This is a genomic window from Cytobacillus oceanisediminis, assembly GCF_004366035.1.
GTDB lineage: Bacteria > Bacillota > Bacilli > Bacillales > Cytobacillaceae > Cytobacillus > Cytobacillus oceanisediminis_C.
Map to the genome: position 1 here is coordinate 25,078 of NZ_SOEE01000016.1, position 22,358 is coordinate 47,435.

Annotated in this window: 18 protein-coding genes and 1 pseudogene; 18 read left to right on the forward strand and 1 reads right to left on the reverse strand. The window is 40.6% G+C overall.

The genetic code is table 11. The features are described from left to right. The first annotated feature begins 109 nt into the window (after nucleotides 1–109). On the forward strand, nucleotides 110–1,300 hold the full coding sequence (locus tag DFO72_RS26130; protein ID WP_113885289.1) for a M14 family zinc carboxypeptidase: 1,191 nt from the start codon (nucleotides 110–112) through the stop codon (nucleotides 1,298–1,300). A gap of 44 nt (nucleotides 1,301–1,344) precedes the next feature. Here the strand turns inward: DFO72_RS26130 and DFO72_RS26135 are convergent, their stop codons facing one another. Further along, on the reverse strand, nucleotides 1,345–1,968 hold the full coding sequence (locus DFO72_RS26135) for a DUF421 domain-containing protein (protein ID WP_113885290.1): 624 nt from the start codon (nucleotides 1,966–1,968) through the stop codon (nucleotides 1,345–1,347). Between the two features lie 177 nt (nucleotides 1,969–2,145). Between DFO72_RS26135 and DFO72_RS26140 the strand changes: the two genes are divergently transcribed. The 17 genes and pseudogenes from DFO72_RS26140 (at nucleotide 2,146) to DFO72_RS26215 (ending at nucleotide 22,217) form a co-directional block, all read left to right on the forward strand. Next, the gene (locus DFO72_RS26140; RefSeq protein ID WP_113885291.1) at nucleotides 2,146–3,144 is read left to right on the forward strand and encodes an ABC transporter substrate-binding protein; all 999 of its coding nucleotides are present in this window, start codon (nucleotides 2,146–2,148) and stop codon (nucleotides 3,142–3,144) included. A 488-nt stretch (nucleotides 3,145–3,632) separates the two neighbouring features. After that, complete coding sequence (locus tag DFO72_RS26145) at nucleotides 3,633–3,926, forward strand: WXG100 family type VII secretion target (RefSeq protein ID WP_009336200.1); 294 nt, start codon at nucleotides 3,633–3,635, stop codon at nucleotides 3,924–3,926. 79 nt (nucleotides 3,927–4,005) lie between these two features. Next, nucleotides 4,006–4,245, forward strand: coding sequence for an EsaB/YukD family protein (locus tag DFO72_RS26150; protein WP_113885292.1), 240 nt, complete (start codon nucleotides 4,006–4,008; stop codon nucleotides 4,243–4,245). Nucleotides 4,246–4,259: 14 nt separating this feature from the next. Continuing rightward, nucleotides 4,260–5,603, forward strand: a complete 1,344-nt coding sequence (gene essB, locus DFO72_RS26155) for a type VII secretion protein EssB (protein WP_113885293.1) — start codon at nucleotides 4,260–4,262, stop codon at nucleotides 5,601–5,603. A gap of 20 nt (nucleotides 5,604–5,623) precedes the next feature. Beyond that, entirely contained in the window at nucleotides 5,624–10,096 is a 4,473-nt protein-coding gene (gene essC, locus DFO72_RS26160; RefSeq protein ID WP_113885294.1) for a type VII secretion protein EssC, read from the forward strand. Beyond that, on the forward strand, nucleotides 10,093–12,942 hold the full coding sequence (gene esaA, locus DFO72_RS26165) for a type VII secretion protein EsaA (protein WP_113885295.1): 2,850 nt from the start codon (nucleotides 10,093–10,095) through the stop codon (nucleotides 12,940–12,942). The genes essC and esaA overlap by 4 nt, the downstream gene beginning before the upstream one ends. Further along, the gene (gene essA / locus DFO72_RS26170) at nucleotides 12,932–13,411 is read left to right on the forward strand and encodes a type VII secretion protein EssA (RefSeq protein ID WP_113885296.1); all 480 of its coding nucleotides are present in this window, start codon (nucleotides 12,932–12,934) and stop codon (nucleotides 13,409–13,411) included. The genes esaA and essA overlap by 11 nt, the downstream gene beginning before the upstream one ends. A gap of 195 nt (nucleotides 13,412–13,606) precedes the next feature. Next, nucleotides 13,607–13,909 (forward strand): WXG100 family type VII secretion target, encoded by a 303-nt coding sequence (locus DFO72_RS26175; protein WP_009336194.1) that lies wholly within the window; start codon nucleotides 13,607–13,609, stop codon nucleotides 13,907–13,909. Between the two features lie 34 nt (nucleotides 13,910–13,943). Continuing rightward, nucleotides 13,944–14,087, forward strand: a complete 144-nt coding sequence (locus DFO72_RS29730; protein WP_166672559.1) for a hypothetical protein — start codon at nucleotides 13,944–13,946, stop codon at nucleotides 14,085–14,087. Between the two features lie 108 nt (nucleotides 14,088–14,195). Beyond that, a complete protein-coding gene (locus DFO72_RS26180) occupies nucleotides 14,196–15,380 on the forward strand; it encodes a hypothetical protein (RefSeq protein WP_243856279.1) in 1,185 nt (394 codons plus the stop codon). Nucleotides 15,381–15,389: 9 nt separating this feature from the next. Next, a complete protein-coding gene (locus DFO72_RS26185) occupies nucleotides 15,390–16,199 on the forward strand; it encodes a hypothetical protein (RefSeq protein ID WP_113885298.1) in 810 nt (269 codons plus the stop codon). Next, nucleotides 16,186–16,743 (forward strand): DUF5381 family protein, encoded by a 558-nt coding sequence (locus DFO72_RS26190; protein WP_181782420.1) that lies wholly within the window; start codon nucleotides 16,186–16,188, stop codon nucleotides 16,741–16,743. The genes DFO72_RS26185 and DFO72_RS26190 overlap by 14 nt, the downstream gene beginning before the upstream one ends. Nucleotides 16,744–16,934: 191 nt before the next feature. Continuing rightward, nucleotides 16,935–17,344 (forward strand): annotated as a pseudogene (locus DFO72_RS30785) (DUF5381 family protein). Between the two features lie 176 nt (nucleotides 17,345–17,520). After that, nucleotides 17,521–18,072: a DUF5381 family protein gene (locus tag DFO72_RS26200; protein WP_113885313.1), complete on the forward strand. Its 552-nt coding sequence runs from the start codon at nucleotides 17,521–17,523 to the stop codon at nucleotides 18,070–18,072. 129 nt (nucleotides 18,073–18,201) lie between these two features. Then, nucleotides 18,202–18,573 carry a hypothetical protein gene (locus DFO72_RS26205; RefSeq protein ID WP_113885299.1) on the forward strand — a complete coding sequence of 124 codons (372 nt, stop codon included), beginning with the start codon at nucleotides 18,202–18,204 and terminating at the stop codon, nucleotides 18,571–18,573. A gap of 326 nt (nucleotides 18,574–18,899) precedes the next feature. Beyond that, nucleotides 18,900–20,591, forward strand: a complete 1,692-nt coding sequence (locus tag DFO72_RS26210; protein ID WP_113885301.1) for a transglutaminase-like domain-containing protein — start codon at nucleotides 18,900–18,902, stop codon at nucleotides 20,589–20,591. Between the two features lie 168 nt (nucleotides 20,592–20,759). Beyond that, a complete protein-coding gene (locus DFO72_RS26215; RefSeq protein WP_113885303.1) occupies nucleotides 20,760–22,217 on the forward strand; it encodes an esterase/lipase family protein in 1,458 nt (485 codons plus the stop codon). Nucleotides 22,218–22,358 lie beyond the last annotated feature (141 nt).

The following is a 22,358-nucleotide window of genomic DNA, read 5'->3' on the forward strand; positions in this document are numbered from 1 at the left end:
ATTTATTATTCAGAATATTAATTCTTTTAGCAGATTTACATCCTCCTGTGGAAAAGGCATGATATAAATAATTCGGATATCGAATTAATAGATTAGGGGAGGCTAAAACATGAAGAAAAGGTCATTATGGAAAGTACTTAGTTCAGCAGCACTGGCAGCTTCGATTCTCGTACCCCAAGTAGGGTTTGCTGAGGGTGCAAAGCCTGTGACAGAAGAAAATGTATCAATTAATGGTTTTGTTGATTATGAAGAATTAAAGAGTAAGTTAAGCCAAATTGAAAAATCATCGAACGGCCTGGTTCAGGTTGAATCAGCGGGAAAAACGAATCAGGGGAGAGATATCTTTACAGCACGAGTGGGCCATGGAGATAAGGTGGTACTGGTGCAGAGCGAAATTCATGGCAATGAAAAGACGGGCACTGTTGCGCTGCTGAATATTCTTCAATATTTAGGTTCAAGTCAATCACCAGAAGCGAAAAGGATTAGAGAAGAATTAACGATTGTCGCAATCCCGATGATGAATGCCGATGGTTCTGAATTGGACAGGCGCGGCAATGTGATGACCTGGGCAGAAGTTCAGGCACAGTTTCCTCAATTACATAATGCGCAGCCAACCTGGAATTATTACACACGCAGTCTTCAGGGAGATGACTATTCTGCAGCTCCAGGATTCGATGTAAACCGTGACTTTAACCCTGACTTGAACTATGTTCCGAAGGCGGAGGACTTCCCTGGCAATTCCAGTACTCCAGGCTGGTATATTACACCTGAATCGCAAACAGTCCGGGATGTATATAAGGGTCTGCAAGAGGAATTTGGCAAGGTTGAAGTCTTTTTAGATCTTCATCACCAAAATTTCTATAAGATTGAAGGAACAGATGAAGATGTAACAATGTCCATTTCAGCAGACTTTGTTCCGGACCCAAGTTCTCCAGAGGGGGCAAAATATAGCCAATATGCGGAGAATTATCGCTTTGATTTCTCACGACAGTTAAACGTTGAACTATATGATGCACTTCAGGAAAAAGGAAATTCAGTGTTTACCAATATTTCTTTATATGACCAGGACTTAGACTTGCCTGGAACTGCCTTGGGCTCCTTTGCCTTGAACGGTAGCGGGGTTGTCCTATTTGAAATAAAAGGACAGACACATAACTATGGACAAAAGATGAAAGGCCAGCTGGTTAAGACAGTAGAAACAGGTGTCATGGGGGTAATCAATGGCGTGGCAGATGGCAGTGTGTATGATTTGAATCCAGAAGAATATAACGAAATCCCTAACAGGGTGGCAATCCGTTAACAGAGTCAGTAGAAGCTGGTTCCCATTGGGAATCAGCTTTATTCTTACTGCAGATGATCTGGTACATTATCAGTCGTTTCTTCTGCCACTTCTGTAAAAATGTCCTCTTCGTTTTCGGAAAGCCTATGGACAGAGAAGCCCTTGGCAAAGGCAGGTTCGAGCAAATGAATCAGGTGCTGGACATCAGCCTGCAGCTGCAGGAATTCCTTTTTCGTCACTGGCTGGGCCTCTTCCTTTAATTCATAGCCAACCTGACCGTTGGGCTCCAGAGTCGCCCATTTTACATCGCTGATGACAGCAACATTATGCTGGCGAAGCTTCATTTCTAGCTGATCCACAGTAAACCGCAGTTTTCTCAGGTTTTGTTCATTTAATTTTCCATCTTCTATAATCATTTTGGATTGCCCAGTGATAAACTTCTCGAATTTGTCTGATTTCATTTGCGCATATTCCATGATAATTAAAGTAAGGACAAGGATGAGTCCTACAGCAAGAGTAGTCCAAATGCTTTCCCCTGAAACCGGTTCAATTAATAGGGAACCAATGCCAATCATGATTACTACTTGAGCTAATGTCATCTGTGAAATAGACTTTCTGCCAGCGATCCTTAATAACAGCGTGCCCCCGATGACGACAAGGATTGAGTTCCAAATCCAATCGAATTCCACTCTTATTCCTCCCTATATTTTATTATAGTCTTTCGCAAATAGAGCCTTCTAAAACTGCTAATGTCAATTTATCTAACAAAAAGTGGGATTAGCTATTGTTCCGTTCATATTAAACGTGTTAGTATCAAAATATTATAAAAATTTTAAAAACTACACAATTGTCGGGGGGAATTTGTGATGAAGAAGATGTTAGCCATCCTAGCAAGCAGTGCATTACTAATGCTTGCTGCCTGTGGATCAGGAAATGAGGAAACCAGCGGGGAAGCGTCAGAAAAGAAAACCGTAAAAATCGGGATCACGCAAATTGTGGAGCATCCATCATTGGATTCTGCGAGAGAGGGGTTTATTGCCGCACTGAAAGATGCTGGCTATGAAGAAGGAAAAAATCTTAAAATTGACTTCCAGAATGCCCAGGGGGATATGAACAATAATATGTCCATTGCCCAGAACCTGGTTGCAGACAAGAATGATTTGATCCTGGCGATTGCTACTGCGAGTGCACAATCGGTTGTGCAATCCACGAAGGATATTCCAATTCTATTTACTGCCATCACCGACCCTGTTGGAGCTGAGCTTGTGGAAAGCATGGAAAAACCAGGCGGGAATGCAACGGGTACATCTGATACACATCCGGATGCCATCAAAAAAACGATTGACTCAATTAAAACATTTGTACCGGAAGCCAACAAGGTCGGCATCATCTACAATGACGGGGAGCCAAACTCAGTAGTTAATGTTAAGCATGCGAAAGAAGCCATCGAGGCAGCAGGGCTTGAAGCAGTTGAAACGACTATTTCAACAAGCTCCGAGGTAAAGCAGGCTGCTGAATCCTTAGTAGGCCGTGCTGATGTGTTCTACATTCCTAAGGACAATACCGTTGTATCTGCCCTTGAATCTGTTCTGAACGTAGCCAATGAGAAAGACATTCCAGCCTTTGTTGGAGAAAGTGATTCGGTTAAACGGGGCGGATTTGCTTCATATGGTTTTGAGTATCATGATCTTGGATACTCTACTGGCCAAATGGCTGTTGATATCCTTGAAGGCAAAAAGCCTGGTGAGATTCCTGTAGGCTACCCTGAAAGTCTTGAGCTGGTGATTAACAAAAAAGCAGCTGAGGAGCAGGGAGTTGAATTGACGGATGAGATGCTAAAGGATGCTAAGGTGGTTGGGGAATAAATAGTTTGTTAAGAGATACAGCGATTCGGCTGTATCTTTTTTTGCTTAAAGAACCCGGAAATTTTTTCTTGAAAATGATTCAAAAGAACTACAAAACCTAGAATGGTGATTGAAGGAAAAAAAGGGGCTCAAAAAAGTTCAATTGAAATATAAATAATAGGGTAATTTTACCTATGGAATACAATAAGGGGTTTATAGATTAATAGGAATAAAACCACAGACATAATTCGACAAGGCTATATAAGCGATTTGACGAGTTTTGACTGCCATGATAGTAATAAAAAGGAAGAAAATTTGTATTTTAAAATGAGTGAATAACAAAAAATAGAAAAAACCTATGAAAAAAATACCAATTTGGGTTTAAGTATTTCAAAATTGGGTATTGATGGGTATAAATGACTGTTTTGTTATTTTTTGCAAGTAAGTAATTGACCTTTTAATTGTGTATTTTTACAATAATAGTAACCTATTGAAAAGGAGAGATTTGAATGTCAGGAGTTATTCGCGTTACACCAGCAGAATTAGTAGGCATGTCTAACCGTTATAATGGAGAAAGCAGCCAGGTTGGGGATCAGATTGTCCGTTTGGATAATATGATTCGTGAACTGGAAGGTGCATGGGAAGGGGAAGCAAGCAGAGCGTTTGCTGAACAATACCAATCTTTAAGACCTTCATTTGTTCAAATGCAGCAATTATTAGAGGATATCTCTGTTCAGCTTAATAATACTGCAAGAGCTCTTGAAGATGCTGATAACCAAATTGCTGGCCAAATCCGCGGTTAATTTCATCTGAAACAATAAGTGGAGAAGGAGCGCTACATTCATCAGATGAAAAGCGCTCTTTTTTTATGGGGTGTTGAATATGTACATAGAATTAACAATCGATCTGAAAAATTATGAAGTTGAACCTTTTGATCTCCGTCTATCTAACTATCACTCTGTTAAAAAAGTAGTTGATATTGTTTGGCAAGCTAAGTCGATTCCTCAGCCGCCCCGGGAAGGCTATTGGGTCAGAATTCCTAACAAGCAAATGATTCTGTCAGGAAACGATAAGCTGGCAGATAGGGGGATTACCACTGGGGACCGTTTCAAAATTTTATAAAGGAGCATTAAAAAATGTCAGAAAAGAGTCAAACCTACCTTGAAGAGCAGCTTGAAGCGGTTGTCGAAACAGATCATCAATCCCTTACCATTCTTTTTCAAAGAGAGAAAATAAAAGCTGATGCTGCTGCGGAATTGGAATTGCTCAAAGCAATGGATTCAGCTATAAAAAGGGATGTCCATTTAACAGAGGATGAACTGCGCCTCGTCCTGCAAATTCCCTCAAATTATTTAACCTTTTCCAAATTAAAAAAGAAAGACCAAAGAAGCAGATGGATCTTTTCTTCACAGCTCCTCAAGCTTGTGAAAAGTCATCCATATACCAGACTGCATCTCATTGTTTGTCCGGAAAATTTAGTGGCTGATGAAAGTCTGTCGCCGCATTTGCTTCACTATGGTGTGAAAGAAAGCCTTCCGCCTTATGAAGCCAATCAGGAAAAACTCTGGATGGAATTGAAAGCGACCGTTGCAGCTGCTGTAGATGGAAAGCATTCCTTCCGGGATTACCTTAGACTCCATGAAACCATTGAACTGTCGCCTGCAGCGGCTAGTGTGATCAAAGCCAAGGATGAAAATGAATTGTCAGAAGTCATCCGGACTAATATTGAAATGCTTGAAAAGAAAGATAAGGAATATGTTAAGGTTCCGCAGAAAAAATGGAAAGCCACAAGGTATTCTGCTTGGGGGCTGCTGATTGCTTTATTGCCTTTCCTTGCTTTCAGTCTATATTCCCTTTTCTTTACACAGCCTAAACAGGCAGCATTTATTAATAGCCAGGAACACTTCTTGAAAAGCCAATATAGTGAAGTCGTTTCTGAATTATCCAATTATGATATTGATCAGATGCCGCGAGTCGTGCAATACGAACTTGCCCAGTCCTACATAATAAATGAAGCATTGACAGAAGACCAAAAAGAGAATGTCCAAAATACCATCACCCTGCAGACGGATCCTCTTTACTATCATTACTGGATTCATATTGGGAGGGGAGATGCCAAGGAAGCTCTCGATATCTCCCGGGATCTTGAAGATAGAGACTTAATCCTATTTGCATTGCTAAAGTACCGTGAAGTTGTCAAAGCAGATGATAGCCTTGAATCCGATGAAAAACAGCAGAAAATTGACGAAATCCAAGCTGAGATCGATGAGTATATAGAGGAACAGAAAGCTCAGGAGGAAGAGGAGCAGCGTCTTCAGGAAGAGCAAAGCAACAGCGGGGATAATGAACAGGCTGTAAAACAAGAGTCTGAACAGAAGGCTGCCGACGAGCAAAAGCCTGCAGATTCAAAGGCAGCTGAAACATCAGCTGAAAAGCCAGCCGAAAAGCAGGAAGAGGCAGCAAAGACAAAACCAAATTAAGATAGACAGGAGGTGGAGAGATGGAACAGTTTTGGTTGTTTTACAGCGATTACTGCCAGCATCTGTCTATGCCATTTGAAAGAAGCGGCAGGATCACCATTGGCCCAGAGCTTGAGCAGCTGGTGACAATAAGAGATTTCCCTTTCACAAAAGGGGCTGTGTCAATAGAAAGGCACGACAGCTTCTATGAAGTGAGGCAAAATGAGTCAGTTCTCGGAAAGCTAAATGACGGGGAACCCTTCCAGCTAAAAGATGATGGGAAGACCCTGACGATACTCGTAACTTCTGAAAATATGAATAGCCAGACCTACTATGCTGGCTATCAAAAGCAAATAGAATTTTCCTCTGAAAACCCGGAAGCATCGATTTATAAAAAGAGCGGCATTTTAATGGATGCCAGCCATTCCTTCGAACTGATTAAGACAAATAACGGCTGGAGGGCAGAACCACAATCAGGACAGCTTTATATAAACGGAAAAAGAGCTGAAGAGAGAGTTTTCCTTGAAATCGGAGATGTGCTGTTCTTCCCATTTATGTCTATTCGAATCCTGGAAGAGGACCTTTTCCAGATCGACAGCATTGAAAACTATGAATCTAAGCTTCCGATTACGATCAGGCCGCAATCAGAGATGGCAAAGAAATATCCGCTCTATCGCAGAACGCCAAGAATGATTTATGAGATGCCGGATGAAAAAGTTTCTCTATCCTTTCCGTCACAGGAGCCTGATGATTCCAATCGAGGGTTATGGATGATCATTATGCCGCCGCTGATTATGCTGATTGTGATGGGCATCGTGGCCCTAATTCAGCCAAGAGGAATTTTTATTATCATTTCAATGGTTATGTTCATGACCACGTTAGTCACATCTACCGTTCAATACTTTAAGGATAAAAGCAACCAAAAGAAGCGGAAAGAGCGCAGACATCGAGTGTATACTGCCTACCTGGAAGAGAAGCGGAAGGAGCTGCAGGTACTGTCTGACCAGCAGAAGCATGTTCTGGAATTCCACTTTCCTTCTTTTGAGAAAATGAAATATTTCACAAGCCATATATCTGACCGGATTTGGGAGAGGCCTCTTGAAAGTTTCGATTTTCTGCAGTTCAGGCTTGGAACCGGTAATGTGCCTGCGAGCTATGATGTTAAGGTCAGCTCAGGGGACATGGCTAACCGTGAAATTGATGACCTGCTTGAACAGTCACAGCAGATGGAAAAAGTTTATAAAGAGATTAGAAATGTGCCTGTGGTGGCTGACCTTGCTAAGGGGCCAATCGGGCTGATCGGAAAAGAGTCGGTTGTTAAGAATGAAATACACCAGATCATTGGGCAGCTCGCCTTTTTCCACAGCTACCATGATGTGCGGTTTGTATTTATTTTTAATGAAAAGGAATATAAGAATTGGGAATGGCTGAAATGGCTTCCGCATTTCCAGATGCCGCATGCACATGCAAAAGGGCTGATATATAACGAACAAACGAGGGATCAGCTGTTATCTTCCATTTATGAAATCCTGCGAGAAAGGGATCTGGATGAAAATAAGGAAAAGCAGGTGTATTCTCCGCATCTGGTGTTTATCATTGCCAATCAGCAGCTGATTGCAGATCATGTGATTCTGGAATATTTGGAGGGCGGCCACTCCAACATGGGACTCTCCGTTATTTTTGCGGCTGATTCAAAAGAAAGCCTGCATGATAATATTCAAACACTTGTCAGATATGTCAATCAGGAAGAAGGAGACATTCTGATTCAGGACAAAAAGGCCGTGAACATCCCATTTAGGCTTGATGCTCATCAGAAGAAGGGGAATGAGGAATTTTCCCGTCTGTTAAGAACGCTTGATCATCAGGTTGGAATGACCAATTCCATTCCAAATAGCGTTTCGTTCCTGGAAATGATGAAAGTAAAGGAAGTAGGAAAGCTTCCAATCAAGCAGAATTGGCTCACAAAAGAGTCTTCCAGATCTTTGGCGGTACCAATTGGATTAAAAGGAAAGGAAGATCTGTCGCTTTTGAATCTTCATGAAAAAGCGCATGGCCCGCACGGACTGCTGGCTGGGACAACGGGATCGGGTAAGAGTGAATTCCTGCAGACCTATATTCTTTCACTTGCGGTTCACTTCCATCCCCATGAGGTCGCTTTCCTGCTGATTGACTACAAAGGCGGGGGAATGGCTCAGCCGTTTAAGAACATGCCGCATCTTCTTGGAACCATTACGAATATTGAAGGAAGCAAAAACTTCAGTTCAAGAGCGCTAGCCTCAATCAAAAGTGAATTGAAAAGACGGCAGAGGCTTTTTGATCAATACCAGGTGAATCACATCAATGATTACACAGACCTTTATAAAAACAAGATGGCAAAGGAACCGCTGCCGCATTTGTTTTTAATTTCCGATGAGTTTGCAGAGCTTAAGAGTGAAGAGCCAGAATTCATCAGGGAGCTTGTCAGTGCTGCACGAATTGGGCGAAGCCTGGGGGTGCATTTAATTCTGGCAACCCAAAAGCCAGGCGGTGTCATTGATGAACAAATCTGGAGCAATGCCCGTTTCCGGGTAGCTTTAAAGGTTCAGGACACAGATGACAGTCGGGAGATCATCAAAAACGGAGATGCAGCAGCTATTACCGTAACCGGACGCGGCTACCTGCAAGTCGGCAATAATGAAGTCTATGAGCTTTTCCAATCTGCATGGAGCGGGGCGCCTTATTTGGATGACTCCTCAGAGACAGAGGATGAAATTGCAATCGTAACCGACTTGGGCCTTGTGCCATTATCGGATGTTAATTCACGCCAAGGAAAGAAAAAAGGCGGAAAAACAGAAATTGAAGCAGTGGTGGAGGAAATTGAAGCAGCACAGTCTTCGATGGGCATTAAAAAGCTTAGAAGTCCGTGGCTTCCGCCTCTTGAAGGGCGTTTAAGCAGGAAGCTCCATCGCGCTGAAGAGAATCATGAGATTCATTTAGGGATGGTGGATGAGCCTGAGAAGCAGAGCCAGTATCCATTGAGCTATCAAATCATAGAGGATGGTAATGTGGGGGTATTTGGCTCCTCCGGTTATGGAAAATCCCATACGATTATGACAATGCTTCTTAGCATTGCCGAAAAGCGGACTCCGGAAGAAGCCCATTATTATATTTTTGATTTTGGAAATGGCTCACTTCTTCCGCTAAGACAGCTGCCGCATACGGCCGACTTCTTCCTGATGGATGAAGAACGCAAAATTGAAAAGTTCATGAATCTGATCAAGGATGAAATTGCCCGCAGAAAGCTATTGTTTCAGCAGCAGGAAGTCAGCGGAATTAAGATGTACAATTCGATGAGCAGCGAGAAATTGCCGCTCGTATATATCACATTTGATAACTTTGATTTAGTAAAAGAAGAAATGCAGGAGCTTGAAACACAAATCAATCAGATTGCCAGGGACGGACAGTCACTCGGCATTTATATGATTTTTGCTGCGACGCGGATCAATTCGATCAGACAATCGCTTATGAACAACCTCAAAACGAAGGTCGTCCATTATTTAATGGACAGCAGCGAGGCATACTCCGTACTGGGAAGGGTTCCGTTCGCACCTGAGCCTATACCGGGAAGAGCCATTATTAAAAAGGAAGAGGCGTATTTCTCACAGGTATTCTTGCCGGCAGATGGCAAGGATGATTTTGAGATTATAGAAGCCATCCGGGAAGACATCCAGGAACTGAAAGAGAAATACAAGGACTGCAGGCAGCCTGAAGAGGTGCCGATGCTTCCAGCAGAGCTTAATACGATTAACTTTACCCGCTACACTACAGGAGTGACACAGCCGGGACTTGTGCCTGTTGGCCTTGATGAGGAATCTGTAAAACCTGTATATGCGAACTTCAATAAAACGAAACACTGCATCATCCTGGGGCAGGCCCAAAAAGGAAAGACAAATGTTCTTAAGCTCATGATCAATCACATGCTTGTTCAGGATGCAGAGTCCGTCGGTATTTTCGATTCTTTTGACAGAGGATTATCATCCTATGCCAGCGAGGAAAAGTCGGTTTATATCGAGACAAAGGAACAGATCAGCGATTGGGCAGCACAGGTGGAAGAACAATTATCCCTCAGGGAAAAAGAATATCTAAACGCAATCCAGCATGGCAAGACCGATATAGAGTTTTCGCCAATCGTACTGGCTGTGGATGGATACTCCCGTTTTGCGCAGACATTGGATAACAGCCTGCAGGAAAGAATGGCAAGGCTGATGAAAAACGGCAGCCATCTGGGCTTTAGTGTCATCGTTACAGGCAGCAATAATGAACTGACAAAAGGATACGATTCCTTAACAGCAGAAATCAAACAGATCCGCCAGGCGATCGTTCTGATGAAGAAATCGGAGCAGACGCTGTTTACCCTTCCATACGACCGGAAAGAGGCAGAGATCCAGCCGGGATATGGTTATTACGTTATAAACGGAAAGGAATTAAAAATTCAAATTCCTTTATGTGCCACTGAAAGGAAGGTCTTAGCATGACAGCCAAAACAAAATACATCGTGAAAATGGTTTTGGTGATGCTTCTGATTATCGCCGCGCCAGCCATCTTTTTTGGCTCCATTGGCGATAATCCTCTGCTAGTCAGGGAGAATGCCACAAGAACCATAGCTGTTGTTAATGAAGATACAGGCGCTGACAAGGAAGAGAAGTCACTTGATTTTGGAGAGGAAATTACATCGATTCTGCAGGACGGCTCACAGTATGAATGGACCGTCATTGGCAGGAGTGCTGCAGCGAATGGGCTGAAAAATACCAAGTATGACGCAGTCGTTTATATTCCATCCAACTTTTCAAAGAACATCATGTCCTATGAAAGCAAGCAGCCTGAAAAAGCAAGTTTTGAATATACGGTACAGAACCAGCTGAACTCACTGAACCGGGAAAAGGTTCTGCGTGAAATCCAGACTGCCACCAACCGTGTCAATGGAAAGATTTCAACATTGTATTGGACCTATGTATCCCAGGACCTTGAAAATGTGAAATCCCAGTTCGATACCATTTTACAAAAAGAAATAGACTTCCAGAATGCAATGCTCGCTTTCTATAAGCCTAGTTCAAAGAACCTGGCAGAGGAAATTGAACAGCAGCGCAATATGCTGGAGAGCATTCAATCGACAGTGAAGACTACTGCCGAAAGCACTACTGAGGGTGAAAACAACCTCAGCCAATTTGAAGAGAACCTTGGCTCGTTTGTAAAGTTTGTAGATCAGTATAAAGAATACCAGGATAATCAGCAAAATATCCTTCAAAAAATGCAGGATGAAAATGTAGTCAATATTCAAGCTGTTGCGGGAAAACAGCAGCCAACTTATTCTGAGGCAATTAGTGTATTGAATAAGGGGAATCAGGAATTGGCTGGCGGGATTGATAGTGTGGAAAAGCAGCTTGAAGAGAATAGTGAAGAGTTTGGAGATTTGTCAGCTATCCGAAAAAATGAGGTAGATCGGCAAATTAAAGAGCAATATAAGGAACTAGATGAATATTTCAATAAGCAAGAAGAATCTTCCTTCAATAAAGCAGCTGAAACTATCGGTTTGTTAAAAGGAGAGCTATCAAACGGACAACAACCGGGGAATCCAGGTGCAGGGACAGGAGCGGCATCTAACAAGAATAACGGTGGAGCCAAAACTAATTCCATTACAGCAGCCAGCTTAGATGCTCCATCTTTACCTGGTATGGAAGAGGAAAGAAATGAGATTTTAAGCGTTGAAAAAGAGTTAGCGAATTTGAAAACATCTTTAGAGACGATTGAGGGTACCAGGCCCGAACAGGTTGTTTCCGCCTTGACTGTCTTACCTACTTTATCCCAGCGCTTAATAGCAGTTGAGCAAGAACTGGCAGCGAAGGAGTCTGGAGAAAACCCGCTGCAAGAATTGGTTGAGAAGCTTGAAGCAGAAAATGCCAAATTATTTGAGGAGCTTAACAGCCTTGATGCAGCATACAAAAGTTTAGAGGAAGAAAAGAATAGTCTATTAGATCAACTTGGTGCCTCAATGAGTTTCTCTTCAATGATAAATCTTATTGAGGAGAAAGAGCAGCAAATTATAGAACTTGGAAATAAATATCATTTGGGTGCTTTTGATGATGAAATTACCAATACTAAACCCGTAAAAATGATGGAGTATTATGCCTCACTTATTCAATATGAAGATTTAATAAAAAATTCATACAGTCAAAATCCTGAAAAAGTGGAAGAGCTTGTACAGAAATTAAATTCTATAGTAGCTGTGAATGAGGAAGAACAAAAGGTGTGGGATAACCTGAACACAGCAATACCATCATCTCAGCAAAAGCTGACAGACCTCGAAGGTCAGTTTACGGCATTCTTCACAGAATACAATAAGAAAATTGAAGAACAGCAAGCAGCCATCGAGACAGATTTGTCCGCTCTGCAGGAAAATGCAAATTCGGTTAGGGAGCAAATTCAAACATCCTCAACGAATATACCAGTTCCTGTAGATAGCATCGACGGTACTTCTGTGATGGTCAAACAGGAAGGAATCAGCCAAAGAATGCTGATGATTAATGATCTTGTTGGGTCCATCGGGGAGAACCAAAGCAATATCGTGTCCTATACAAGCGAGCTTGAGCAAAAGGTGCAAAGTGTCCAGCAGGATGCAGATACACTGAATTCCAAGTGGGGCTCGAATGTAGAGACGACTCAGATGTTCCGGGATGATATTTACAACCTTCTTGGTAATACCTATGTGAATGGCCAAAAGAATGGTCCGGTATACGAACAATTATCCAATCCGCTTCAAATCAGCGGAGAAACAGCTGCAAAGAAAGAAGAAAGCAAGCTGCCGCCGGTTGTTGTGTTGGCCATTGTTCTGCTCAGCAGCTTAATGATCGGATACTTCAGCCATTATTTCAAAAATGCGCCGATGCTTGTCCATGCTTCCATGTTTGTACTGCTGAATCTTATTGTGGGTCTGATTATCAGCATATTTGGCCTTAATATTTACTCAATGGAACAGGATCGGGCTATTGAGTGGACGATTTTCACCATATTGCTGCTGACTGCAGCCTCAGCCATTGTGCTGTCGGGTTTCAAGATCGGCAATCTTGCAGGATGGATTTTGAGCGTGGGTCTCATTGCTTTCTTTATCAGTCCATTTCTTGCTCTTACAGCACCGAATATTAACTATGAAGACCCAATGTCCAAGGTATATATGTCGATCCAGTATGATTCGCAATCCCTGTTTATTCCGGCCATTCTCATACTGCTTGGCATCATTGCCTTCCTTGCCATCATTCCATTTGCAGTCCGGTCGATAAAAGACCTGCGTACAAAGAGGGATGAGGATCAGGCTTATGAAGCTTAAAAGATTTATTAAAATCATTCTGTTGATCCCGGCGTTTTGGCTGATAGGTGGCCAATCTGCCGGGGCAACCCCTGACTTTAATAACTTAACGCCGAATACCTATGAAAAAAAGGAATTCAAAGAGAATACTGATTACTTGCATGAAAAATCGCTTTATGAAAATAAGAAAGAGATCCCCGAAGAACAAAAGGATCTTACTTTTACAAAAAAGAACCTGGATCCTTTGAAGGAAGTGAAGGAGCAGCTTTTTGATGGCGGTGAAACCACTAATAATACCATCACCGCAAAAGCAGACCAGCTTCAGCTTTTTTCCGATTCTAAACAGGAAAGCTTTTTGAAGGCGGAGGATCAAACTCCAACAGAACAAGATAACAAATTAATCTTTCTTTATATTATTCTGTTTATCATTGCCATAGGTGTGATTATGGGATTCCTCATACCGAGGATGGCAAAGCAGGCCGACAATTGAATAATTCCCGTACATGTCTCCGGTTTGGAGACATGTACATAAATACTGCAACCAAATTCTTCAGCAAACTCTCCTCAAATAATTGGCCTCTAAAAAATAGAATAAAGAATTAGGGATGAAAAAGTCTGGCCAAATAGCCAGCTGACGAGACTTTTAAATTATTGGATAGAATAACTTTTAAAATGAGGTGTCAAAATGAACTCATCACATGTAAGAGCCCTGGCAAGGGTATTTCAGACAGCTTCAGATGATATTAAAACAGAGGAATTCAAACTAAAGCAAAGTGTCCAAAACCATGCAGATGAATGGAAAGGCAAAGCCCGGGACAAATTTGATTCCGCATTGGAAGAAGCAGGTGTCCTCTTCCAAAGGCACTCTGATAACCTTTATAACATCAGCCGAGAACTGGAAAGCGCTGCGAATGAAGTTGACAGAGTCAGAGAAGAAATTGAAAGACAAAGAGAATTAGAGAGATTGGCAAGGCTTAAGGAAAAATAATAATTGAAGAATGTAAAGATTGGATGGGTTTTTTATGTCTAATAATGAAGAGAAGAAAAAAGGTTCTTATGACAAGAATAAAAGATATGATGGCGAAGCGGTGCCGGGATGTGCAGACCTTTTTATATTGCCAATTCAAGTATTATTAGTTGGGTATCAAATAATTAATTTAATTTAATTTAATTAGAAGAACTAATCCGAAAAGAAAAGAGGTATTGAAATGGGAAATGAAATATCTGTAAATCCTGATCGCCTGGAAGACCTGGCAAACGACTTGGTTACTCGTTTGTCCAGAATTGAAGACGAATACAGAAATCTCCATATGGAGCTTGCAGATTTAATTAACAATGCTCCTCCGGAATACAGGCATTGTTTCTATCATGTAGGAGATCCTTGGGGTACTGGTAATCAGCTGGTTGGGCAGCTTAGTGAAATGGAGATTGACCTGAGAATGGTCGCGAATAAATTTGCTGACGCAGATAATCTTGTCGGTAAGTTGTATAAGTTATATGAGCAATATGGTGCCGTAACAGCTCTCGGAGCATTGATGACAAAACAGCTTTCTTTTTATGGGTTGGGCTTTACTCAATTTATAAAGGATGCTGATGGTGTATTCACCTATAAACATATGGCAGCCCTTCAGAAGGTAACAGATAAAATTGACGAAAGTAAAAAGTTAGGAACGATGGCAAGAGCCTTCCTGGGTCCATTATATTTGAGAAGTAAGTATAGAGATGCACCACTTGCGGATTTGATCCATAAAAAGATTGCTAAATACCTTCCGGATGATGTAGTGAAGTATACTGGTAGTTCTAGAGAATTTTTTAAAGGGATACGTAAAAATAGGTTAGACGCAGCAAAGGTAAAATCCTTTCTTCAAACAGGGTCTAAGTTTGCAAAAACAAATGCTTTTAGTACTTTTGCGATAACTGGAATTATGGAAACTAGCGGTATGGGTTTGAAAATTTCAGAGAACTATGCTAAATACGGAAATAACCCAGAGGTACTTAAGCGGGAAAATGCAAAAGCTGTTGGAAAAGCTGTTAACAATACTGTAGCAATTTCTGGGGGCGCAATCGCAGGTGCGGTAGTTGGCGGAGCCTTACTAAGTTTTGCTGGACCAGTGGGTACAGTTGTGGGAGCTTCTATAGGCTCTTTTGTAGGGGGGATTGTTGGAGAGCAGGCTGCAAAATTAACTGCTGGAATTGCTGAGAAAATTTCAATAGGATTAAAAGAGCCTATACATTTTGTAGTAGATAAGTTTAAAGGCGGGCTTGAGAAAGCTGGTGAGGTTATTGAAACAGCTAATAAAGGTATCGATTTTGTTAATAAACAGATAAAAGAAACGATTGAAGACCCAGTTGGAAAGGTTAAGGAAATTGGAAAAGGATTATCTAAGGCCAAGGAAACAGCTGAATCTTTGCTGGATGGAGCAAAGGGATTCTTGGAAAAAAAATTATCATTTTTTTAAGGAGGCAACATGACTAACATACAATTAAGTATTGAAGAACTAATTTTTGCATTTTATAGTGAAGGATTATATGAAGAAGGAATATCTATGAAAGAGACATATTTTCCTTCACTTCAAGATTCCGAACTGAAGTTAATGCTGGAATTTGCGGCCCGTTCATTGCTTGCAAAAGATATGGCTATAGAAGTTAATAATCAATATAGATTAAAAGAGAACTATAAATCCTATATTAATATTCTAAGAAATGCAGAGAGGACATTTAAAGCTTCCAAATTTGATTTAACGCTTGAAGGGGAAGAAAATATATCCTTTCATATTGGGAATGGGGAAATATATTTCCATAGGTTATTACACGATCACCAGGTACATTATATTTCAAAGTTCAAGAAAGAAGAGATATTACCAAGTATTATTGAATTTTTCAATATAAACAATCTCCCTAAGCAGAGTGACGTACTATTTAGTCTGAGGAATGAAGAGTTTGAAGAATTTCTCGGAGATATGAGTGAAAATGAAACATTATCAGTTTCTATTGTTGAGAAGTGGCAAAGTAGGATAAGCAGTTCATTTACATCCGAGTTTTTAAAAGATTTTTCAAATAGAAAAGGAAAAATGGATAGCTTGCTTAACTTGGGCTATGACTCTGCAAATAATCCAGATTTAATAGATCTTTATTTTGTTATCCCTGGAGAAACAGAGAACTGGTTAATCACAAGGGATCAAAACTTAGATTTAAATGTTAAAAGGGTAAACGAGACATCAATTAAAAGTTTATTCGGCAAAGCTCTTTTAGGAGGATTCTCTCATGTCAATGATTGAGGAAAAAAATGAGAAAATATTTATTAAGGGCTCAAAGTTTATGTATGTTTGGGTGACCCTTGCAATGGTGGGTTTTTTAATTGCGTGCATTTTTTTGATAATATACGGGTTGAAATTCAATTCAAAGTACTCTGTTCTATATCTTGGAGGAGGACTTGTCTTTACTCCCGTCATGCTATATCTCAATCTGTGGAGTTTGCCTGGCTTTATTCCTGGAAAAGTGCTGTTTTCAATTGTTCCTGGAGAACATGGCACTGTTAAAGCTAACAGGAGAGAAGTTCCAATAAAAAATATTCGTAATATTGATTTAGTCAGAAACCCACTAAATCTTATAAACGATATTGTAATAGAAACCTATGATGATAAAAAGGTAAAGATTCGAACTTATAACCTTCTAGATGATTGCGATTTTCAGATTATTGTTGATCAATTCATTTTCCCATATTTGACTGAAAATGCCAGAAAGGTATGGGATCGGAAAATAGATCTTGATAAGTTAAGGAAAGAGGATAATTATGTAAGGCGGGATCATAAGATAGAATAGATGTGTTATAAGTTTGAGGTTTCTTTACTTTAGACTTGCTGGATCAAAGGAGCGTGTCTATGATTCAGGAAAAGGGCGGCACGGTAATTTTAGAAGTTTTAAAGTCATGTATGTTTGGGGGTTTTTGGCTACAATAGGATTTTTAGCAGCATGTATTTTTTTAATAATACATGGGCTGATCTAAATATTCTTTGTTTTATCTTGACGGAGGAATTATATTTATCCCTTTCTATCTTTATTTGACTTTATGGACCCTGCCCGGATTAATGCCAGGGAAGGTTTTGTTTAAAATAATCCCGGGAGAACAGGGGACAATTCTTCGAAAAAAGATACGGTATCTATAAGTAGTATTCGAGATATTAATTTAGTAAGAAACCCTTTAAATTTAATCAATTATATTGTTATTGAAACCTTCCATGATAAGAAAATAAAAATTAGAACATATAATCTTCTTGGAGATTCACATTATGAATTAATTGTAGATCAATACATTTATCCATATATGACGGAAAATGCAAAAAAGGTTTGGGATCGAAAGGTAGATCTTGAACGTCTTCGTAAAGTGGCAAGATACGAGAGAAAAGAGCCTAAAATTGATTAAGCTAAATTGAATCGTTCTCACAAATTCTCTCATATGTGAGGTCTTTCTCAAGGGGGGAGTAAAAAGTGACTCCTTTTTTTGGCAACAGGCTCATTATGAAAGCTTAGAATAATAAGGCATGTAGGTAAGGTATATGGTTCTCTCTGTCTGATTCAAAGGAGGAGTATTAATTGTCAATGGTTCAGAAAAAAGGGGATGCAGTTATTATAAAAGGCTCGAAATTTTATTATGTATTAATGTTTCTAGCCACGGTAGGATTTTTAATAGCATGCATTTTTCTAATTATACATGGATTAAAATTTAACTCCAAATACTCCTTTTTCTATCTTGGCGGAGGAATAATATTTACTCCTTTTTATTTGTATATCACTCTCTGGAATCTGCCTGGTTTTATTCCAGGAAAGGTTTTGCTAAAAATTGTTCCCAGAGAGAATGTTACAGTTATTTCGCCAAAAGGCCCTGTTTTAATAAAGAACATCCGAAATATTGATTTGATAAGAAACCCATTAAACCTTATAAATGATATTGTTATTGAAACCTTCGATGATAAAAAAATAAAGATTCGCACCTATAATCTTTTGGATGATGGTGACTTTCAGGTAATTGTTGATCAATATATTTTTCCTTATATGACTGATAATGCCAGGAAGGTATGGGATCGGAAAATCGACTTGGATAAGTTAAGGGAAGAAGATAACTATGTTAGGCAGGAACATAGGATTGAGTAAAGCGTGTCTAAGTTTTTTTGATAATTACTTTGAATTTAGGAACTGCAATACAGCTCTTTAAGGGTCAACCCCTATAAAGAGCTTTTGTTTTGAGATTAGCCGTCTCTCCCCTATCGGAAGGAGAATAATATGAAAAATTTAATCGCCTTTACAGCAGTATTTCTGATTTGGACATTACTCTCTTTAATGCTGACTGGGATAGATATACCAATTCCAAGTTCTTATATTGCTCTAATAATTACGACAAATGCTGTTTTTGCCTTTTTCTCAATCTTTGTTCAAAAACTAGTTATTATCCTTTATGAAGTTAATGTTTATGAAAAGCCTAAAACCCTCTTCGACTATTGTTTTAAGTATATTGCTATTATCACCTCAGGTGTAAATTACCATATTCAAAATTTGTTAAATAGGCTCCCTCTCATTCTTAATAAATTGGCATCTGTATTTTTCTTTATCTTTCTTATCTTTACAGGGTTCGGTCTGATGGCTGTTTTTAATTAATACAAGTAGTTAATAAAATGGGGAGGGAAAAGAGATCATGACTGCAAAAGGGGAGCAAAGGAAATTTTCATTAAAGAGAGGGTTCTCATTTTTTTGGAAAAGCAACTTGGCGCTGCTTATAGCTATCTTATTTCTCTATATTAACCAATCGAGCTGGAGTAAAGAAGGGGCTCCTTTAATTCTTATTTTGGCTTTGGTGTGGGAAGTGCTCATTTTATTTTTATGCTTAATTGGCTGTTTAAAAAAACAAGAAGGTTAAGTCTCTGAAACCATAATGGTTTAGCGCTCGTAAATGTATTAAACATATTTTAACAAAGGAGGACACTATGCCAAGGAAAAGCCCCATCACCCTATTGATGATAGTATTAACCAGCTTCCTCTTCCTCTCAGCCTGCAGCTCAGAAAGCGGTTCAGAGGCCAAAGCAGAGAAAAAGGAAGAAGACAAATATGAAAAACTGGTTAAAGAGAAAAACAAGGAACTCGAGCTCGAACCTCTCGAGCTGACTTCTTACAGCGAGGAAGTCGGAGCGGCTTTGAAGAATCCGGAATATAAGGAGTTTGCTGCAAATGGCCAGGTGGCTGTGCAGGGAGAGGTTGAGAAGTACTCTGAGCTAAAATCAGGCTATGCCTGGATTAAGGTTCGTTCCAAAGAGGATGGACCGGCAGGGAACGATCTTGAATACTACACACCCATCAAAGAAGGGAAGTTCAAGCAGAGTATCCGCTTATTTAATGGAGAAGGCGAGTATAAGGTAACCGTACAGCTTCCAAGCACGGATAGTGAGAATTACTATTATGATCTTGCCTCGTTCACTGTCCACAATGTGAATCCAAATGCGGAACGGGATGTGACGTATACTCCGTTTGGCCAGGAGGCAGATCTGACTTTGGATCTTGAATCAAGCTATATAAATGGCAATGAAGTATTCCATTTAAAAGGGGAAGCGGGAAGCCTATCAGACAGCGATACGATCATGCTTAAGCTGAATAAGGAATCGGATATGTGGAAGCATGTCATGCCGCTTAAGGACGGCAAGTTCTCTTATGAAGTGCCCTTATTCTATGGAAAAGGACTTCACGAGCTTGAGGTGCTTGTTCCTGACAAGGAAAGGGGAAATTACTATCAGACGGCAACAACTATCTTAATAGACAACGAGTCTGATAGGACGATGAGCCCTATCGAATATTCTAAAACGTATGAGGAGCGGGGAGTGGCGCTTGAATATCCTCGATATGGCGGTGAGGAATCTGACGGTATCTTTTCTGTAAAAGGAAAAATTGATCCGCAGGCAGAATTCGGTCCTGAAACCGATCATATTTACATTACCACTAAAAAGGGTGAGGACGAAGCACTGGATGTTATCCCGGTAGAAGACTTCACATTTGATGATTCGTTTTATTTAAGGTTCGGCCCGGGCACATATGAAGTCACGTTAAGTGTTCCTGAAATTAAAGAAGAAAACAGTGATTATTTCCGTTATTATGGATTTGCCAAGTTTGAGGTGGAGTCAACAGGCGAGGATAAGCGGGACCTTCTGCCTTCAAGAGGCGTCCAGTCAGATGCACCGCAAATTACTGAACTGGCCAAGGAATTGACAGAAGGCATAAGCGGTGAAAGAGAAAAAGCGAAGGCTGTTTATGATTATGTCGCGAAAACTGTTTCATATGATGTGAATAAGCTTGAAACAGATGACTTCAGGTGGGATGATAGTGCACTTAAGACACTGGATTCCAAAACGGGCGTATGCCAGGATTATTCGTATCTTGCTATTGCCCTGCTCCGGGCCAGCAATATGGAAGCCCGTTTTGTCGAAGGGAATGCTTTCGGCGGATTTTGGCCGCAGAAGCATGCATGGGTGGAAGTGAAAGTGGATGGAGGCTGGCTTACTATGGATCCTACATGGGGAGCTGGATATATTAAAGATGATAAATTCGTGGCAGCTTTCAATGAAAAATACTTTGATCCGAATACAGCAGAGTTTGAAAAAACCCATAACCGCACAGGTGTATCCTATTAATTGCTATAAAGTCACGGGGCTTGTTCCTGTGGCTTTTTTCAATAACTTGGCCGTTTTTTTTCAAATGGGTGGAAATTATATCGAAAGACCCTTCAATAAATATTCTGAAAATTATAAAATTATGATGACTGGGCTTCCGTCCGGATCTCCTTTAAGGAGGGGAAAAGCTTGATAAAACAAATGGCAGGAGTGATCTTTAGTATGATGCTGATTTTCCCTGGTATGGTAAATGCTGGAGGTTTTGGCGGTGATGACAGTGGAACTCCGGGTTATTGGTATGCTGGAGAAACACCTTCAAGCATTGATCCTTCCAAATCACCTCTTGTGTTTGTGCACGGCTATAATAATTCATCCGCTGTCTGGCATGAAGGGAATGATATGTATGAAGTGGCTTTGGCAAATGGGTATGAAACAGCATTCATTGACCTTTATCATGACCGTGATATGTGGACGAATGGTGCGATTCTGGCTGAAAAGCTTCAAGAAATGTACTATTATTTCGGCGGAAAGAAGCTTGCAGTTATCGGCTATAGCAAAGGCGGGGTGGATATTCAGACAGCGCTTGTTCATTACAGTGCCCACCCATATGTATCAAATGTCATCTCCCTATCCTCCCCCCATCATGGCACCCAGCTCGCAGATCTGGCTCACAGCAGCGCAGCCTGGTGGCTTGCTGCCCTCCTTGGCAACAATAATGAAGCAACCGAATCCCTGCAGACAGGTAATATGCAACACTTTCGAAGCCTTACAGATTCCCATCAGAATGCTGCAAAAAATCGATATTATACACTTGGCGGCACTAAATGGGGTTCATTTGGCAGTGCATCCTATTGGGGAGGCTTATATCTGAGCCAGTATGGAAAAAGCGATGGCGTCGTGACGGCGGTTAATTCCCGCTTGCCAGGAGCATCTGTTGTTCAGGAAGGCAGCTGGAATCATACAACCATCCGGGAAGGATCCCATACATTTCCAGTGTTCAAGCCCTATACCACTATCACTCAGTCTGCTTCGGATTTCTCACCAGCAAGCTCTGAATCCGCTGCCAGACAGCCTGGCACTCATTCCATTGTAAAAGGCGGGAAAGCTGTCAGTGCAATAAGCGAACAGTTTTCCGTGGAGGAAAATGTAGAATCCATGACCGTTTCTTTTTTAAGTGAAAAGAATTTGTCCACTTTAAAACTGACCAGTCCGGACGGAAAGGGATATAAAACGAAAAAAGCGTATCAGGAAGAATCCGAGTTTTTCAAAGGAGCATGGGTTCATCAGTTTGAAATAGATTATCCTAAAGAGGGAAACTGGGTGTTAAAGGCTCCGGCAAATGCTTCGTATCTATACACTGTTGTGCTGGACAGCCCGTTAAATGATAAAGTTCTGGGCAAGTCTGCGAAAAGCCATAAAACCTTTAATACAAAATGGATCCTCTTCGGGTTTGATCCTTCAGGGAAAAAACTGCAGCAAAAAGCCAAAGGAGAAAAGACTGGCTTCATGACCGAAAGCGATTTTACACATGAAGGTGTATACAATGTGACAACAGAAGTAAAAGGCAAGACTGAAAATGGAGAGCCGTTTGAAAGAACCATCATTGAATCTTTCTATGTAGATCAAAGTGGAAAACGATATAAGTAATGTATGTTTGGCTGCTGAGAAGCAGTCTTTTTTTATTGCAAACCCAGGAATAAGAGAGAATCATCCCTAAGAAAAACACAGGAGTTTCTAACGCGACAGCGAATATATAATAGGTTAGAATTAAATTCAGGGTAATGTAAA